We start from the raw sequence: 17,448 nt of genomic DNA, 5'->3' as shown, positions 1-17,448 counted from the left end.
TGACATTTTATTGTTATCGCTATACGATTCTTCTAACAATTTTAAGATTATAAGCATCAACTAAAGGTCTTTTTATGCTCAAGCGTATAGTAATTTTTTACTTTTAAGAATGATAATAGTATTTCGTTTACAGGTTAAATTGAGAGAGTGAATGGTTATAATTGATAGGTTAACGGTAAATAAAATGGCTTTGTAAAAAGAGTATTTTAGTTAGCTACAAACCTAATAGCTCTTTAAGAGGTTTTAAATAGCGACGGCTAACCGGCACCGAAATATCATTAATTAAAATAACTTCAACACCGCCAGTTTGATTAAAACGAATTTCTTTAAGTTTTTTTAAATTAATCAGATATTGCCTATGACACCGCACTAAACATGTTTTACTCTCAAGGGTTTTTAGTGTTAGTTCAGTCAGATATTCTTGATTTGTTTCATTAAATACCAAAATTCCAGTTATTTTAGAGGCAATATAAAATACATCATCAAGATTTAATAAATAAATTCGGTTATGCCCTATGCATGGAATATAATTCAGTTTCTGATTAATACCTTTTAATTGGTTGATATTTCCAGAAAAACAATGATTATGCAGACGATATAGAGTTTTGTTTAGCCTTTCTGGTTCAACTGGCTTAAGTAAATAATCAAATGCTTGTTCTTCAAATGCTTTAACCGCAAACTCTCCATAAGCAGTTAAAAATACAATCCTTGGCATAGTTTCATGATCTAGCATTGATAGCATTTCAATACCATTTATTTTGGGCATTTGAATATCTAAAAACACTACATCTGGTTGATGTCGATGAATCTCTCGAATCGCTTCCATTGCATTATTACATTCAGCAACAATACAAATTTCAGGATCACTTTCAAGCAAGCAGCGCAAATTTTCGCGTGCAGGTAATTCATCATCAACAATAATTACGTTTAACATTAAGTAGTTATATCCTCTGATAACGGTAATATTATCATCACTTTGGTGTACTCATCAGCTTCACACTCTATCTTGATACCATAATCCTCGCCATAACGGATTTTAATTCGTTTATCAACTAAATTAAGCCCCAAACCTTTAGTATCTTTTTTATGTTCACAGTAATTGCCAGCATTGTCAATCACTTCTAAAACTAACGATTGCTCCAGTTTATAAGCACTAATTGTTACATTGCCGTTACCTATTAATTGAGATATTCCGTGTTTAATAGCATTTTCAACAATAGGTTGTAATGTAAAAGCTGGTAATTTTGCATATTCTAATTCAGTGGGAATGTCGATGTTGATAGTCAACTGATCCGTAAACCGCATTTTCTCGATTTGCAAATAAGCATTAACGTGTTCTATTTCATCTTTTAGTGTAACAATTTCTTCGGTCCGTTTTAAATTTTTTCGGAAAAAAATAGAAAGGTTTTGCACTAACTGTGAAGCCTGTGTTTTATCACGACGAATAACAGCCAATAATGTATTTAAGGCATTAAATAAGAAGTGAGGATTGACTTGTGCATGTAGTAATTTAATTTCGGTTTTAGATAACAACTGCTTATAATGCTCATTTTGTCCAGCCAGAATTTGTGCAGATAATAAGCTAGCAATACCTTCGCCAAGAGTTCGATTTATTGTGCTGAATAACGTATTTTTTGCCTCATAAAGCTTAATCGTCCCCACGACAGTATTGTTTTCTCCTCTAAGCGGAATGACCAGCGTTGAACCTAAACGGCAATTTTTATTTATTGAGCATTGGTAAGGTTGATGAACTCCATCAAGATATTGAACTTCATTTTTTTCGATTGCTTCTAAGGTATTATTTGAGGTTATTAGAGTTCCTGGTAAATGGTGATCATCACCAATACCAATAAAAGTGAGTATTTTTTCTCGATCGGTAATTGAAACAGCGCCAATATCAAGTTCTTGATAAATGATTTCAGCCACTTTAGTACTATTTTGTTGATTAAAACCATCCCGAAGCAAACCTTCAGTACTAACAGCGATTTTTAATGCCTTAGCCGAAAAGGCTGAAGTATAGCGCTCAAATATTGCCCGCCTATCAAGTAAAATCCGCATAAACATCGCTGCACCAATACTATTTGCTACAATCATTGGCGCAGCAATACTCCTAACTGCATGCAACACCACATCAAAAGGTCGTGATATTAATAGCACCAAGATCATTTCGAGCGATTCAACTAACAAACCTAATACACCCACTAAAAGAGGATTATAGATAAGATCTACTCTGCCCTTTTTCATCAGAAAATAATGAAATAATCCACTAAGCAATCCAATTAAAATGGTTGATAGCATACAGCTTTCAGCGGTAATTCCGCCTAAGGTATAACGATGAAGTCCTCCTGTAATTCCCACTAAAAAACCAACTAGTGGCCCACCTAGTAAACCACCTAAAATAACCCCAATTGCCCGTGTATTGGCAATAGTGTCTTCAATATGTAGACCAAAATAGCTTCCCATAATACAAAATAACGAAAATATAAAATAACATACCAATTTGTGAGGTAAATGAATTGTCACTTTCATTAGAGGAATAACGATCGGTGTTTTACTCAGTAAATAAGCAATAACTAAATAAACACACATTTGTTGAAGAAGCTGTAGAACAAGATCCAATTCAAACATAATTTTGGCCACATAATCAAAACAGCCGACAACAGTCGGAGAAAATTAGAAAACGATTAATCAAGCAATCTAAAAGATCCAGAATTTTAGCATATCATATTTAATCACAAACTTTACTTGCCCCTTAGTGTGAGGTTTAAAAGTGATATTATCAAAAAACCAAAATAGAGGAATTTTATTAGGAGATTTTAAAGCACGTTCCTGCATTTGAGAAAGAGGAGGATCGATAATAGTGTCAAAAATACCACCAATTTCACCTGCTTCGATTTGCTCAAGCATTTTATTTAACGTTAGATCGCCATTAACATTAATTAAGCACAATTGTACTGCTTTTTCTCGAAGAGTCATTTTTGATAATAAATTATCAATAAAAACTTTCTTTATTTCCTCTATTTCACTAAAAGATTCTCGTGCAAACGAATACCCAGAAAAAATAAAAATATAGCTATTTTTTCATTATAATAAATATTGTTATAATTAAGAGGATAACCAAGTAAATAGCATAACTGGTTCTTGAAAAATTTTGTTCTTTAGCTATTTACATTCAATTCTAAACAAATTGATAGTTATTGTATCCCTTATTCAAACGCTATCTTTTCTGAAAGTTTTTTACAAAGTTTAAGGAGTAAAATCGCTGATATTAGTTAGCAATATCAAATTAATAGTATATTAGTCTCTAAAATTGGTAAATTGAAACGGTTGACCAAATTCACCTTTTTTAACTAGCGCCATAGTGGCTTGTAAATCATCACGTGATTTACCTGTAACACGAACTTGTTCACCTTGAACTTGAGCTTGCACTTTAATTTTGCTGTCTTTGATCGCTTTTACAATTTTTTTAGCTAACTCTTTATCAATACCCTGCTTAAGTTTAACCGTGATGCTATAAAGCTTACCGCTGTGTTCCATTTCTTCAGGGATTTCAAGTGCACCACCATCAATACCACGTTTAGCAAGCTTATCACGCAGGATATCGAGTAATTGTTGTACTTGGAAATCTGATTGGCTTGTTGCTTTAATCGTTTCATTTTTTTCATTTAATTCAAACGATGCTTCAACATTTTTAAAATCCCAACGAGTAGTTAACTCACGAGTGGCATTTTCAACACCATTTTTAACTTCGGGCATTTGAATTTCTGAAACGATATCAAAGGAAGGCATAAATTATCCTCTTCTAAGGGTTATAAAAATAAAATTATCTAGTTAATAATAAATGGAATACGTCGCCTAACAATAATTTAGGCGACTTTAAAATATAAGTGTGAATTAATCGATAGTACGAAGCAATTCATTAATACCTACTTTACCTAAAGTTTTAGCATCAACTTTTTTCACAATAACTGCACAATAAAGACTATATTTACCATCTTTTGTCGGTAAGTTGCCAGAAACAACTACTGAACCAGCCGGTACACGTCCATAGTGAATTTCACCAGTTGCACGGTCATATATTTTAGTACTTTGACCAATAAATACACCCATTGAAATTACGCTACCTTCTTCAACAATAACGCCTTCAACAATTTCGCTACGTGCACCAATAAAACAGTTATCTTCAATAATGGTTGGGTTAGCTTGTAACGGTTCTAAAACACCACCAATACCAACACCACCCGATAAATGAACATTTTTACCAATTTGCGCACAAGAACCAACCGTCACCCATGTATCAACCATCGTTCCTTCATCAACGTAAGCACCGATATTGACATAAGATGGCATTAATACTGTATTTCGAGCAACATAGGCACCTTTGCGAGCAATAGCAGATGGAACAACACGGAAACCTTCTTGCTGGAATCTTGCTTGATCATATTCAGCAAATTTTAATGGCACTTTGTCATAATAGTTAGTCGGACCGCCATCAATCAGTTGGTTTTCGTTAATACGGAAAGAGAGCAAAACGGCCTTTTTTAACCATTGATGAGTTACCCAATCACCATTGATTTTTTCTGCGACGCGCATTTTACCGCTATCTAATAAAGCAATACAACGGTTAATCGCATCACGTGTATCTGTATCAACATTTGTCGGCGTAATTTCAGCACGACGCTCAAATGCTGATTCAATAATAGTTTGTAATTGTTGCATCTCAAGTTTCCTTTAATTTATAGTCCGTTAGCAAATAATAATTAGATGGACAGTATAATATAATCTTCCTCGCTTTTTAAGTGGTTTAATCAGATCATCTAAATCAATACTTCTCTACCCTTTTTTATGATGATTCGTGTTATCAGTAAAAACAAAAAAAACACCAAATAAAAAAGATATAACGAAAATAAACAATCTACCTAAAAAATATGCACTAATTTCTATCGGAATTTTATCCGAAATAAAAAAGTACAATTTATTTGGATAACATGTCACAAATTAAGAGCAGTAAATAACTGGTTATTTTATTCAAAAATATACTAGTCTTATCGCGATCTTTAAAAAAGACAATATTATGCTAAATTGGGGATTTTCATTATTAGAATTGTTAATAACCATCTGTATTAGTGCTATTTTAACTACTATAGGAATTGAGCATTGGAAAGAGCAACAGCTACGTAATGAATTAGCTTATACAACCAAACAACTAGCTTATTTTTTGTATGAAGTTCAAATAAAAGCATCAAGTGAAAACAAAAACTATATTATTCATCAATTTACATCACCTTGGTGCATTGCAATTACTAATGATGAGAAAACCACCTCGTGTAGTGACGGAGTACTTTATTTTATCAAACCTGATAATTCTGTTGAAATTAGTCAATTATCAAACAATAAAAGTGCTTTTATTTTAGGTCGACGCAACTTAGCACAAACAATGTCTTTTCAGTTAAAAAATAAAACAGGTACCAGTAGGATTTTTATTTCTTTGCTTGGACGTATTCGATTCTGTGCGGAAAACAGCTATATAACAGGTCTACCACCATGTTAAAAACGTCTGGATATTCCTTACTTGAATTACTTATTAGCATGATATTATCAAGTTTAATTTTTATGAGTATGGCCTCATTTTACATTCAATTGCAAACAAGAATCATACAAAATTATCAAAAAACACGTTTACAACAGGCTATTGAACTTGGATTGGCTGGTATGAAAAAAGACATAAAAAGAGCAGGTTTTATTGCTAATGACCCAAATAAAATGACAGCTAAAGCTATTAAAATCGACGTTCAGAGAAAATGTATTGTCCTTCGTTACGATAGTGAAATCCGAAACTCTTGGGTTTGGAATAAGTTCAATCCTACAGAGTCTGATGTTTTTACATATCGTTATAAAGAAAACAACATAGCCTATAGAACAGGATCAATAGATTGTTTTGGTGGCAAATGGGAAAAATTATACGATTCAAACGAAATCAAAGTGACCGATTTTACAATAAAACAACTACCTAATGCCATTAGTCTATCTGTTACAGCCGAATTAAGAAAAAATAAGAAGATCAACTATCACACAACAGAAATCATCAAAAATGAAAACCAATTTTAAACAAATTTATACCTCCTCTGGATTTAGCACTGTTTTAATGGTGATTATTTTGATGGTCATGGGCTTGTCGTTATTAATTAGTTTTAATTTACTTATTGTCTCATGGCAAAAAGCTATCTTAATGGAAAGTCAATACTATCAAAAATTTAATCAAGCTAGTTCATCTTTAACGTGGGCAATAACCCAAAATTGGCAACCCCCTAAAACCAATTGGTATTGTATGACTGATCCCAATTATCATTTAAAAGCATGCATAAAAAAATCTTTATTAAAAATTGATAATTACGTATTAGTAAGGGGAGAAGCCAAAGACTTCTATTTATATACACTTACACATTTTGATAACAATCGATTGATTGTTGAAAAAGGTCATTGGCTCGATTATTGTCCTGAAAAAAAGGCAATTTATTGTGAATAAAAAAGAGAAAAAAGTAGCTGGTTTTAGTTTGATTGAAGTTATGATAGCAACGCTGTTATTTTCAATTATTATGTTAGGATTTATTAACTATCAACAAGCTTTGTTTGATAAGCATCATTACTTTACAAACTACTTACGTGCCAACAAAATTGCTTTTCAGCTACTTGATAGTTATCCTTATACTACAAGTCAAATTATTCCTTCTGGTTGGCACTATAAGCTTACCAGTAAAACTTATAATGCCCAGTGTAAAATGGTTGTTATAACGGTTAATACACCTAACAAACAAATTGCCGAGCAGCAACGGTTATTTTGTAATTCACTCTAAATATTTACAAGTTAAATACCATTCATTCCTCTATCCAGTTATGTAGAAGTTGCAAAACTTGTGGCGTTTTTTCAACGTGAACATTATGCCCAGCACCTTCAACTACTTCAATTTTTGCATTAGGAAATTGTTCGAAAATCGCTGGATAAGCTTCATTTTTAATATAAGAAGAGTTATCTCCCCGAATAAATAACGTGGGTTTTAACCAAGGTGAAATATTTTGCCAATCGCAAATATGACCATATTGTGAATTAATTGCTTCAATATTAAATAACCATTTATCATTCTTAAACGATTTTAGTAAAAAGAGAATGGTTGGCATGTTAATACCTACTTGTTCCATTAAATTGATGATCTGCTTTTTATCGGTAATTTGGTTACTAAGGCAATACATTAACACTCTTAAAATAGAGGCATTGCCCGAACGGTGATATTTTATAGGCGCAATATCGATAGCAACAATCTTTTGGATAGAATCTGAAAGCATTTGCGATAATTGCAAAGCAACTTTCCCACCCATTGAGTGGCCAACTAATATTATATCTTTTAATTGTAAATTATAACAAAGTTCCGCCACATCTTCAGCCATAGTTTGATAAGTTATCTTATCAGACCAAGGGGAATGCCCATGATTACGCAGATCAACTTGCACGGTTTGATAATACTGCACAAAATCCTTCGCTAACATATTTAAATTATCTAAACTCCCAAATACCCCATGTAAAAACACTATCGGCTGTCCATCACCCTGTAATTTATAGTTTAATTTCATACTTTAATTCGACCAATTATTTTAAATGGCATTATTATACGTCTATTTTCAATACCATCACCGATTAATTCAATAACCACAATTTGCATAAATATGATAGAATTTAACACCAACTTTTTAACTAGTGTTAGGCCATATGTTTCAAAATAACCCTCTACTCGCACAATTAAAACAAGAACTCCATGAACAAACACCACGCGTTGAAGGCACTATTAGAGCTCATGAAAAAGGATTTGGTTTTTTAGATGTTGATAATAAAAAAAGTTATTTCATCCCTATTGCTAAAATGAAAAGAGTTTGCAATGGTGATAAGGTATCAGGGACAGTAATAAGTAATAACGATAAAGAGTCTTTTGAGCCTGAATTATTAATTGAAAGTGCATTGCAAAAATTTATTGGCAAAATAGGCTTTCAAGATCGTGCAATGGTTATTTATCCTGAAAATATGTCAACTAATCTAGCCATTCGTTGCAAAATAAACAAGCAAGTTAGCGAAAAACTAAAAGAAGGCGATTGGGTTGTGGCAACGCTTGTTTCTCACCCTTTGCAAGAAGAACGGAATCAATTTCTTGCCGAAATTGTTCGTTTTGTTGCTGAAAGCAATTCACCTTATCAACTTTGGCTAAAAACGTTAGCGCGCTACGATTTAGAAACTCACGCCCCACAGTTCGGTTCATTATCAATTAACGGTACTGAACTTGATAACCGTCAAGATTTAACCGATGTTAACTTTTTCACCATCGATAGCGAAGATACAGAAGATATGGATGATGCTATTGCGATATCAAAAAGTGAACAAGGCGATTATCAATTGATGGTTGCCATTGCCGATCCGAGCGCTTATGTATTACAAGATAGCGAACTTGATCGTATTGCCAAAATCAGAAATTTTACCACTTATTTGCCTGATTTTAATATCCCTATGCTACCCAAAGAGCTTGCCAATGATTTATGTTCATTAAAAGCACACCAAAAACGTCCAGCAATGATATGTAAAATGAGTATTGACGAAACGGGCAATATTAATAGCCATGAGATCACTTTTATACCAGCTTGGATTGAATCAAAAGCTAAATTAACTTATAACAATGTTTCTAATTTTTTAGAAAATAATGAAGATTTAAAAACTAACAATCCAATTATTAAACAGCAACTTAAACATTTAGCTGACTTAGCAAAAATTCGTATGACATGGCGGCAAAATCATGCATTAGTTTTTAAAGATAATGGAGATTATCGTTTTGAACTTGATGAAAATCGCCAAGTTAAATCAATAATTAAAGAGTCTCGTCGGATTGCAAATCAAATAGTAGAAGAAGTCATGGTTTTAGCTAACCAAGCTTTAACATTGCAATTAAAAAATAAAATTGGTTTTGGAATTTTTAATATTCATTCAGGTTTTGATAATAAATATATTGAACAAGTAGTGACTTTTTTAAATGACAACGGAATCACTGAGTTTGATAAAGAATCATTATTATCTTTCGATGGTTACGTAAAGTTGCGTCGTATAATCGACAACACTCCATTTTTGTCCACAAAACTTCGCAAGTTCCAAAGCCCTGCTGATTTTTCAACTGAACCTAAACCACATTTTGGCTTGGGATTTGATGCCTATGCAACATGGACTTCACCAATACGTAAATATGGTGATATGGTCAACCATCGATTAATCAAAGCATTTATCCGATCACAAGAATTAATCGCACCCGATAAAGATCAATTAAAAAACATGAATGAAAGACGCAAAACATTACGCTATGCAGAACGTGATATGGCAGAAAATCTTTATGCTCAATACTTATCTGATAAAATAGGTAAAAGTTTCTCCGCTGAAATTATCGATATCAATCGTGGCGGGGCTCGAGTTCGTTTATGCGATATAGGCGCTTTTGCATTTGTACCATTGTCAATGTTTCATCCAGTCAAGGACGAAATTACTCCTTTACCCGATGAAGGTATCATCAAAATTAAAGATGAAGTTTGCTATAAACTTGCTGATACTATCTCTGTCGTTATTCACCAGATTAAAAACGAAAATCAATCAATTATTACAAAATTAACCAATGATTAAAGAATAAAAGAAAGATTATTCTTGCTTGAATTTACAGCCTTTTTACTGTTATCTCCCCCTGATATATATCAGGGGATAATCAAAACTTTATGATATTTTTAATATTAAACATCTTTTTCTTATTAAGAATATCTGCTATCTTTCGAGACTGTAAATGATGAATTAATCATTTATATGAACAATAATTCAGGGAGGTTATAATGTCAATTCATGGACATGAAGTATTGCATATGATGAATGGAAACAATTACACTAAATCTTCTTTGCTTGATGCTATCAAAGAAAAGTTTGGGGAAAATGCCATATTTCATACTTGTTCAAAAACCAATATGAATGCAGAGCAACTGATCGCTTTTTTAAAAGCAAAAGGTAAATTTACCCCTTCAATTGCTCATGAATCTGTATTTACAGTTGATAATAAAAAAATATGCAAACATTAAATAAAATTGATTATATTTAGTGTTTGCTTTTTATAAATTTAATTCAATCTGCTAGTGTTTTTAAATCAATAAGAGTATATAATTTCGCGCTACAGCAGAAATTGTTATAAGTGGCTGTTGTTACTATTCACGTAACTAAATAAATTAGTGGCAAAGTTGCTAGCTTTAAAATTAACCTCTTTAAAATTAACCTAAAGAATATGCTCATGGAATTTGATAAATGAAAATAAGTAATATCCTTATATGCACCTTTGTTTCTATTCTTGTCACAAGTTGTGCAAAAAAAAATTTACCTTTAAAAAATAATGAACCAATTTCCGAAACAGAGCAACTATCTCAATTAAAGCAACAAACTGAGATTAACAATCCTTATGTTGTTAATGCTAAAAATCAATTACTTCAGTTTATTGGTGATAAGAACTTCGATAACTACATCACTAAACACGGCATTCTAAAATGTAGAGGTGATAATAACCAATCTTCTTGTGTGTTAAGTTTTTATCTGAACGAAAATTATAAATTACAGTATCATATGCAACTCAAAAGAGTGGTTGAGGAAAACCAAGCCGAACATGATATTGAATTAAGAAAAATTAAACCAACTAAAAACAATATAAAAAATTATTGCCAATATTCAGCCGATTTCATTACTGCAATCTATACAAAAGATAATATAAAAATAACCCAATATTTTCGTCCAAAATTTAAAATATCTCAGCAAGAGATATCATCTTTACAAACAAAAATTGCTAAAGATGACTATTCACACTTTCTGATAAGCGAGAATCCAAGTATCCTACAAGAAATGAAAATAGATTACATTGAAAAATGCTTGGATGATCCAAAACACAATATTATCAATTATTTTAATATTTTTAGATAATACTAACGCGAGTCTTTTATGTACAATTTATTTTCAATTCGTAAATTTAATAAAATATTAATTTGCAAGCTACTCTGCTTAGCTTCAGCTAGTTGTATTAGTATTTCTGCATGGGCTTTTTCGTTTGACGATGTAGTTGTAAAAGCCGAAAAACTATCTAAAAAGGCTTATGTTCAACCATCTAAAAATATTCCTAATGAATTAGCTTCTTTGCAATTTGCTGATTATCAAAAAATTTTATTTAATCATCAAAAGGCCTACTGGAGTGATCGAAAAAGTCGTTTCAAACTTGAGTTTTATCACGAAGGAATGTACTTTGATATTCCAATAAAAATCAATGAAATTGTTGATAATCAAATTAATCCAATCCAATATGATCCCAGCTATTTTGATTTGAGCCAGATCAATCTTGATAAACTAGACACTAAGAATTTGGGTTTTGCTGGTTTTAAAGTCCATTATCCAATTAATAACCCAACAAAAACTGACGATGAAATATTTTCAGCTCTTGGTGGCAGTTATTTTCGTGCGGTGGGTAAAGATCAGCGCTATGGCCTGTCAGCAAGAGGGCTTGCCATTAACACTGGAGAAATGTCTGGTGAGGAGTTTCCACGTTTTAAAGAATATTGGATTGAAAGACCAAAATCAAATCAGAAACACTTAGTTATCTATGCTTTACTCGACTCACCAAGCGTAACTGGTGCTTATAAAATTACATTAGTTCCAAGTATTGATACAACTGTTACTGTACAAGCTAAAGTCTTTTTCCGCGATTCGGTGAAAAAACTAGGCATTGCTCCATTAACCAGTATGTTTTTATTTGGACCTAATCAGCCATCACCATTATTAAATTACCGACCAGCAATGCATGACTCTAATGGTCTGTCAATTTTAGCTAATAATAACGAATGGATCTGGCGTCCATTAAATAATCCTAAACGTCTATCGTTTTCATCATATAGTCTAGAAAACCCAAAAGCTTTTGGTTTAATTCAGCGTGCTAAAGGTTTTGATGATTATCAAGATCTCGATGATCATTATGAAAAACGCCCAAGCGTTTGGACTGAAATTTTAGGTGATTGGCAAAAAGGACGAGTCGAATTAGTTGAAATCCCAACAGCTGATGAAACTAACGATAATATTGTTACTTTTTGGGTACCAGAAAAACAATATAAAGCTGGCGATGTACTTGATATCAAATATCGATTACATTATTCATTACATGAACTACAGCGTTATCCTAATAATATTGCAAGAGCTATTAGTACCCGATTGTCATTAGGCGATATAAAACAAGCTAATTTAATTCGTAAACTTGATGGATCTAATGCATACGTGATTGACTTTGCCGGCCCTACATTATCAGAAAACGAACCTGTCAAAGTAATTTCAAGTATTACCAACGGTTCTATCGTAAGTAGTGAGTCACAATACAATCCAATAATTAAAGGATGGCGTGTAATTGTTCGATTCAATGTTGAAGAGAGTAAAAGAGCAACTGATATTCGAGTACAACTTGCTTCACAAGCAACCAATGAAGTGATTTCTGAAACTTGGAGCGGGCAATACCCAGCACAATAGTAATGTAATAGTCATTATTATTATAAGATAAAAATATGAAAAAAGATTACTTTACAAATCTACCTGATGCTGAAGCTTGGCGTCAAAAATATGAAAATAATACAACACCACCTGATGATGTTGAGTTCTTAAAATATCGCTTAAATCAGATTGGCGATACTAGTTCTTTTATTGATGACCGAAAACAACAACCAAGTTATCCTGAAGTTGAACGCGTTTCAATTCAACCTCAAATCTGGAACCAGCGCTATATTGCCAAGTCAAAACATAACTTTAATATTCTAGCTATAATTCGACGCTTTATTATGTTTGCGCTCATTGTAGTACAAACATACTATGGAACCACTTATCTATCTTCTTTATTACCATACCAAAGTTGGCAAAAAATCAATTTTATGACTAATTGGGATATCAATCCTGAATTAGCCATCTACAGCATAATACCTTATATCATACAAGGGGCGATTATTGTCTTGTTTGCTATTTTATTTTGTTGGATTTCTATTGGATTTTGGACCAGCATTATGGGGTTAATTTTAACGATCATGGGTAAAGACCGTTACACAATCCCTATACCCAATGAACCAGCGTCGCATATCAATACAAAACATCGAACAGCTCTTGTTATGCCAATTTGTAATGAAGATGTTGCTCGGGTATTTGCTGGGTTAAAAGCAACTTATCAGTCCTTAGTCGAAACAGGTCACGCAGCTTGTTGTGATTTTTATATCTTAAGTGATACTAACGATCCCGATCTGTATGTTAACGAACTTAAAGCTTGGGCTGAATTTAATGCAGCAAAACAAAACAATGGTTGCAACCTTTTTTATCGTCACCGAAAACGCCGTGTAAAACGTAAAAGCGGCAATATTGATGATTTTTGCCGTCGTTGGGGACATCAATATGAATACATGATGATCCTTGATGCCGATAGTATCATGACAGGTGATTGCATTTTAAAAATGATCGCCATGATGGAAATGACCCCTAAAGCCGGTATTTTACAATCACCACCAAAATCAGTAAGAATGACCACGCTTTATGGTCGTATTCAACAATTTGCCAACCAGATTTATAGTGATATATTTTGTGCTGGTACACACTTTTGGCAATTAAGCGAAGCGCAATATTGGGGACATAATGCAATGATTCGCTTAAAACCTTTTATTGAGCATTGCATATTATCGCCACTGCAAAAACGTAAAGGGCCAATTCATATATTATCGCATGATTTAGTTGAGGCGACGCTTATGCGGCGTGCTGGTTATGGCGTTTGGATTGCTTATAATATGAGCGGAAGTTATGAAGAGCTACCCGGTAATATGATTGAAGATTTAAAACGTGATAATCGCTGGTGTATGGGCAACTTAATTAATTTAAAATTAATCTTCAAAAGTCGTATTAAATTAACCCATCGTTTAATGTTTGCTACTAGTGGCATGGCTTATATTTCATCTTTATTATGGTTAATATTTTTAATATTTTCAACGCTATTATTATTAGTATTTAATATTTCTGAGCCTCAATATTTTTTTCAACCTAACCAATTTTATCCCACTTGGCCAAGGTGGGATGAACAATTGGCCATTGAGTTATTATCAACCACAATGGTTTTACTGTTTGCACCTAAATTCTTCAGCTACGGTATTATTATAGCTAGAACTGGGGCAAAAGATGTTGGTGGTATATTTAAATTAACTTTATCAATACTGATTGAAATGATTTGGTCAATGATTTTAGCGCCAATACGCATGATCTTTCATAGTAAATTTGTACTTAAAGCATGGATGGGCAGTAAAATTCAATGGAAGTCACCATCCCGAAGTGACGACGCTCTAACATGGGGGGAATCATTTTATTTTTGTTGGCCACTGTCATTATTAGGTATTATCTGGTTAGGAGTAATTATCTGGTTAAATCCACAATTTACTTATTGGTATATAGCCATATTGGTACCTTTAACTATTTCGCCTTTAGTAATTAGAGTATCTGGACTTGCAAGTATCGGTATGAAGGCAAAAAAATTAGGACTATTTTTAACCCCTGAAGAAACACGCCCAGCAAGAGCAGTTACTCTTACCGGTGAATATTTAATTAAAACCGAAGCTTCATTTGTTGGACATGGTTTTATTATGGCATTGATCGATCCTATTTATAATGCATTAACCTGCGCTTTGTCGACTTCAAGACATAGATTTAATAATAAGAACCAACAAAAACGCAATGAGCTTATTGAACAGTATCAACATATAGACTTAGAGAAAATGAGTAAAGAAAAGCAATTAGCTATTTTAGAAGACCCAATTATTCTTTCCGCATTACATCGTCATATTTGGCAGCAACAAGAAAAATACGACAATTTGTTCTCAATATGGCAAAATGAACGCCAGCAATAAGAAATAGGGCTTTTGCCCTATTTCGCTTCTTTTTAGTAACTAATCAAAATCCATGGATATTTTTATGACTTGGCAACCTTCTGCACCTATAAATACTTTACTTAAGCGCGCAAAAATTGTTTCTCAAATTCGTCAATTTTTTACTGATCGCTGTATTTTAGAGGTCGAAACACCAACCTTAAGCCAATATGCTGTAACAGACGTGCATTTAAGCTCTTTTCACACTAAGTTTTTAAAGCCTGGTGAAATCAACGATCAACAAGGACGAAACATGTCATTAATTACCAGCCCTGAATATCATATGAAACGTTTACTAGCCGCTGGTAGTGGTCCAATTTATCAAATGTGTAAATGTTTTCGTAATCATGAAGAAGTCAGCCGTTATCATAACCCTGAGTTTACCATGTTAGAATGGTATCGCATCCAATTTGATATGATGCAAATGATTAATGAAGTCGATGATCTATTACAAACTATATTAGATTGTGAACCAGCTGAACGTATTTCTTATCAAAAAGCATTTCAACGGCATCTTAATATTGACCCTTTGGAAGCCGATCACGCAACCTTAGCTAATGCAGCAAATCAGCTTGATATCGGACTTAATACAGATAATTATGATAAAGATGGATTGTTACAATGCTTATTCACTTTCGGCGTTGAACCACATATTGGTCAAGACAAACCTATTGCTGTATTTAACTTTCCAGCATCACAAGCTGCATTAGCCGCTATTAGCCCAGAAGATCATCGTGTAGCTAGCCGATTTGAATTCTATTACAAAGGTGTTGAACTTGCTAATGGCTTTAAAGAGTTGACTAATGCACAAGAACAACGAATGCGTTTTGAACAAAATAATTTAGATCGTACTAATCAAAACCTACCAGCTCAGAATATTGACATTGAATTACTGGCCGCTATGGAAGCTGGGCTACCAGACTGTGCTGGAGTTGCTGTCGGATTAGACCGTTTAATTATGCTTGCTCTAAACTGTAATAGCTTGAATGATGTGATGTCATTTACTTTTGAAAGGGCTTAATTATGTTCAATGCTTTAGGATTAACCGAATGGATTGCCACTATTATTGGGATTGTTGCCTTAATGTTATTTGTGTTTGCTATAAAATCTCAATTAACAATTAATAATTTACAGCAACTATTCGATCTACAACTAATTAAAAAAAAGGAAGAAAACCAAACTTTAATAATTCAAGTAAAACAACTTGAGCATGAATTAGAGCAGTATCGACAACAAAATCTAGCGCAGAATATTAAAATTAGCGAACTCAAAACGCGTTTAGAAGAAACGTTAAGTGCAACACATGAACGACAAACCATACTAGAACAAAGCGAACAACGGCTTACGACTCAGTTTGAAAACCTAGCCAATCGTATTTTCGAACAGAGTGGCAAAAAGATTGAACAACAAAATAAGCAAAGCCTTGATTTTTTACTTTCACCACTAAAAGAGCAACTAGAAGGTTTTAAAAAACAAGTACAAGACAGTTTTGGACAAGAGGCAAAAGAACGCCACACACTGACGCATGAAATCCGTAACTTGCAACTACTTAATGAACAAATGAGTAAAGAAGCAACCAATCTAACTAATGCGTTAAAAGGTAATAACAAAACCCAAGGGAATTGGGGGGAATTTATTCTAAGTCAAATTCTGGACAATTCAGGATTACGTTCAGGTTATGAGTACGAAACACAAGTTAATCTAACCAACGAGAACAATCAACGATTACAACCTGATGTCATTGTTCACTTACCGCAAGGGGGTGATGTAGTTATTGATTCAAAAGTAACCTTGGTTGCCTACGAACGCCATTTTAATAGTGATGACGAAAACGTTAAAGCAAAAGCAATGGCCGAACATTTAACGGCTGTGCGTAACCATTTAAAACAACTTAGTCAGAAAGATTATCATAAACTTATTGGCATTAATTCATTAGATTATATTTTGATGTTTATTCCTGTCGAGCCAGCATTTTTAAGTGCAATAGATAATGACCCAACATTAATTAACGATGCTCTGAAAAGTAATATTATGATAGTAAGCCCAACTACTTTATTAGTTGCATTACGAACTATCCATAATTTATGGCGATTTGAATATCAAAATCGTAATGCTGAACTTATTGCCGATAGAGCAAGCAAATTATATGACAAAATGCGTGGCTTTGTTGAAGATATGGAAAATTTGGGCAGTTGTTTAGACAAAGCTCAACAAACCTATCAAAATTCCATGAACAAGTTATGTAAAGGTCGTGGCAATGTAATTGGACAAATTGAACGATTTCGTGAAATGGGTATCGAAGTTAAAAAACCGATTAATCCAGATATTACCTTATTATCAATGAATGAATTGAATAACGAAGATGAGAGTAAATAAACAAAACCCAGATTCACGATTATTGGAAATAAGTGTATACTCATCGCACGCAAA

General features: G+C 33.1%; 17 protein-coding genes. 11 read left to right on the top strand and 6 right to left on the bottom strand.

The features are described 5' to 3' along the window. Positions 1 to 214: 214 nt before the first annotated feature. From btsR to dapD, 5 genes are all read right to left on the bottom strand, one after another. Entirely contained in the window at positions 215 to 934 is a 720-nt protein-coding gene (gene btsR / locus A9G43_RS03650) for a two-component system response regulator BtsR (RefSeq protein WP_065606723.1), read from the bottom strand. Further along, complete coding sequence (locus A9G43_RS03645; protein WP_065606721.1) at positions 934 to 2,628, bottom strand: sensor histidine kinase; 1,695 nt, start codon at positions 2,626 to 2,628, stop codon at positions 934 to 936. Before A9G43_RS03645 ends, btsR begins: the two co-directional genes overlap by 1 nt. 69 nt (positions 2,629 to 2,697) lie before the next feature. Next, positions 2,698 to 2,949, bottom strand: a complete 252-nt coding sequence (locus tag A9G43_RS03640) for a hypothetical protein (RefSeq protein WP_141674011.1) — start codon at positions 2,947 to 2,949, stop codon at positions 2,698 to 2,700. A gap of 348 nt (positions 2,950 to 3,297) precedes the next feature. After that, entirely contained in the window at positions 3,298 to 3,789 is a 492-nt protein-coding gene (locus A9G43_RS03635; protein WP_065606717.1) for a YajQ family cyclic di-GMP-binding protein, read from the bottom strand. 105 nt (positions 3,790 to 3,894) lie between these two features. Then, positions 3,895 to 4,719, bottom strand: a complete 825-nt coding sequence (gene dapD / locus A9G43_RS03630; protein ID WP_065606715.1) for a 2,3,4,5-tetrahydropyridine-2,6-dicarboxylate N-succinyltransferase — start codon at positions 4,717 to 4,719, stop codon at positions 3,895 to 3,897. A 355-nt stretch (positions 4,720 to 5,074) separates the two neighbouring features. On the opposite strand from dapD, the gene A9G43_RS03625 reads away from it, so the two are divergent. From A9G43_RS03625 to A9G43_RS03610, 4 genes are read left to right on the top strand one after another with little or no spacing between them, the layout of a single operon-like run. Beyond that, positions 5,075 to 5,551, top strand: coding sequence for a prepilin-type N-terminal cleavage/methylation domain-containing protein (locus A9G43_RS03625; protein WP_065606714.1), 477 nt, complete (start codon positions 5,075 to 5,077; stop codon positions 5,549 to 5,551). Beyond that, positions 5,545 to 6,108 carry a prepilin peptidase-dependent protein gene (locus tag A9G43_RS03620; protein WP_065606712.1) on the top strand — a complete coding sequence of 188 codons (564 nt, stop codon included), beginning with the start codon at positions 5,545 to 5,547 and terminating at the stop codon, positions 6,106 to 6,108. The genes A9G43_RS03625 and A9G43_RS03620 overlap by 7 nt, the downstream gene beginning before the upstream one ends. After that, positions 6,092 to 6,526: a DUF2509 family protein gene (locus A9G43_RS03615; RefSeq protein WP_065606711.1), complete on the top strand. Its 435-nt coding sequence runs from the start codon at positions 6,092 to 6,094 to the stop codon at positions 6,524 to 6,526. Before A9G43_RS03620 ends, A9G43_RS03615 begins: the two co-directional genes overlap by 17 nt. Next, a complete protein-coding gene (locus tag A9G43_RS03610; RefSeq protein ID WP_065606709.1) occupies positions 6,519 to 6,854 on the top strand; it encodes a prepilin-type N-terminal cleavage/methylation domain-containing protein in 336 nt (111 codons plus the stop codon). The genes A9G43_RS03615 and A9G43_RS03610 overlap by 8 nt, the downstream gene beginning before the upstream one ends. Positions 6,855 to 6,876: 22 nt before the next feature. On the opposite strand, the gene A9G43_RS03605 is transcribed toward A9G43_RS03610, so the two are convergent. After that, positions 6,877 to 7,626 carry an alpha/beta fold hydrolase gene (locus tag A9G43_RS03605; RefSeq protein ID WP_065606707.1) on the bottom strand — a complete coding sequence of 250 codons (750 nt, stop codon included), beginning with the start codon at positions 7,624 to 7,626 and terminating at the stop codon, positions 6,877 to 6,879. A gap of 136 nt (positions 7,627 to 7,762) precedes the next feature. Here A9G43_RS03605 and A9G43_RS03600 point away from each other — a divergent pair, with 136 nt between their 5' ends. The 7 genes from A9G43_RS03600 to rmuC all read left to right on the top strand — a co-directional run bounded on the left by A9G43_RS03600 (position 7,763) and on the right by rmuC (position 17,394). After that, positions 7,763 to 9,700, top strand: a complete 1,938-nt coding sequence (locus A9G43_RS03600; protein ID WP_065606705.1) for an exoribonuclease II — start codon at positions 7,763 to 7,765, stop codon at positions 9,698 to 9,700. A gap of 197 nt (positions 9,701 to 9,897) precedes the next feature. Further along, positions 9,898 to 10,140 (top strand): YecH family metal-binding protein, encoded by a 243-nt coding sequence (locus tag A9G43_RS03595; protein ID WP_141674009.1) that lies wholly within the window; start codon positions 9,898 to 9,900, stop codon positions 10,138 to 10,140. A 220-nt stretch (positions 10,141 to 10,360) separates the two neighbouring features. Further along, complete coding sequence (locus A9G43_RS03590) at positions 10,361 to 11,023, top strand: hypothetical protein (RefSeq protein ID WP_065606702.1); 663 nt, start codon at positions 10,361 to 10,363, stop codon at positions 11,021 to 11,023. An 18-nt stretch (positions 11,024 to 11,041) separates the two neighbouring features. Further along, a complete protein-coding gene (locus tag A9G43_RS03585) occupies positions 11,042 to 12,604 on the top strand; it encodes a glucan biosynthesis protein G (RefSeq protein WP_081298008.1) in 1,563 nt (520 codons plus the stop codon). Between the two features lie 35 nt (positions 12,605 to 12,639). Next, the gene (gene mdoH / locus A9G43_RS03580; RefSeq protein WP_065606701.1) at positions 12,640 to 15,000 is read left to right on the top strand and encodes a glucans biosynthesis glucosyltransferase MdoH; all 2,361 of its coding nucleotides are present in this window, start codon (positions 12,640 to 12,642) and stop codon (positions 14,998 to 15,000) included. Between the two features lie 64 nt (positions 15,001 to 15,064). Further along, the gene (gene epmA / locus A9G43_RS03575; RefSeq protein WP_218058605.1) at positions 15,065 to 16,039 is read left to right on the top strand and encodes an elongation factor P--(R)-beta-lysine ligase; all 975 of its coding nucleotides are present in this window, start codon (positions 15,065 to 15,067) and stop codon (positions 16,037 to 16,039) included. A 2-nt stretch (positions 16,040 to 16,041) separates the two neighbouring features. Further along, complete coding sequence (gene rmuC / locus A9G43_RS03570) at positions 16,042 to 17,394, top strand: DNA recombination protein RmuC (protein WP_065606697.1); 1,353 nt, start codon at positions 16,042 to 16,044, stop codon at positions 17,392 to 17,394. Positions 17,395 to 17,448 lie beyond the last annotated feature (54 nt).

This window comes from Gilliamella sp. Occ3-1, assembly GCF_001690655.1.
GTDB lineage: Bacteria > Pseudomonadota > Gammaproteobacteria > Enterobacterales > Orbaceae > Gilliamella > Gilliamella apicola_P.
This window is presented reverse-complemented; position numbering and strand designations above follow the sequence as displayed.

Coding starts and splice junctions, on each gene's coding strand:
- mdoH (WP_065606701.1), top strand. CDS start 12,640: ATGAAAAAAGATTACTTTACAAATCTACCTGATGCTGAAGCTTGGCGT.
- A9G43_RS03645 (WP_065606721.1), bottom strand. CDS start 2,628: ATGTTTGAATTGGATCTTGTTCTACAGCTTCTTCAACAAATGTGTGTT.
- rmuC (WP_065606697.1), top strand. CDS start 16,042: ATGTTCAATGCTTTAGGATTAACCGAATGGATTGCCACTATTATTGGG.
- dapD (WP_065606715.1), bottom strand. CDS start 4,719: ATGCAACAATTACAAACTATTATTGAATCAGCATTTGAGCGTCGTGCT.
- A9G43_RS03625 (WP_065606714.1), top strand. CDS start 5,075: ATGCTAAATTGGGGATTTTCATTATTAGAATTGTTAATAACCATCTGT.
- A9G43_RS03620 (WP_065606712.1), top strand. CDS start 5,545: ATGTTAAAAACGTCTGGATATTCCTTACTTGAATTACTTATTAGCATG.
- btsR (WP_065606723.1), bottom strand. CDS start 934: ATGTTAAACGTAATTATTGTTGATGATGAATTACCTGCACGCGAAAAT.
- A9G43_RS03600 (WP_065606705.1), top strand. CDS start 7,763: ATGTTTCAAAATAACCCTCTACTCGCACAATTAAAACAAGAACTCCAT.
- A9G43_RS03590 (WP_065606702.1), top strand. CDS start 10,361: ATGAAAATAAGTAATATCCTTATATGCACCTTTGTTTCTATTCTTGTC.
- A9G43_RS03635 (WP_065606717.1), bottom strand. CDS start 3,789: ATGCCTTCCTTTGATATCGTTTCAGAAATTCAAATGCCCGAAGTTAAA.
- A9G43_RS03585 (WP_081298008.1), top strand. CDS start 11,042: ATGTACAATTTATTTTCAATTCGTAAATTTAATAAAATATTAATTTGC.
- A9G43_RS03615 (WP_065606711.1), top strand. CDS start 6,092: ATGAAAACCAATTTTAAACAAATTTATACCTCCTCTGGATTTAGCACT.
- A9G43_RS03605 (WP_065606707.1), bottom strand. CDS start 7,626: ATGAAATTAAACTATAAATTACAGGGTGATGGACAGCCGATAGTGTTT.
- epmA (WP_218058605.1), top strand. CDS start 15,065: ATGACTTGGCAACCTTCTGCACCTATAAATACTTTACTTAAGCGCGCA.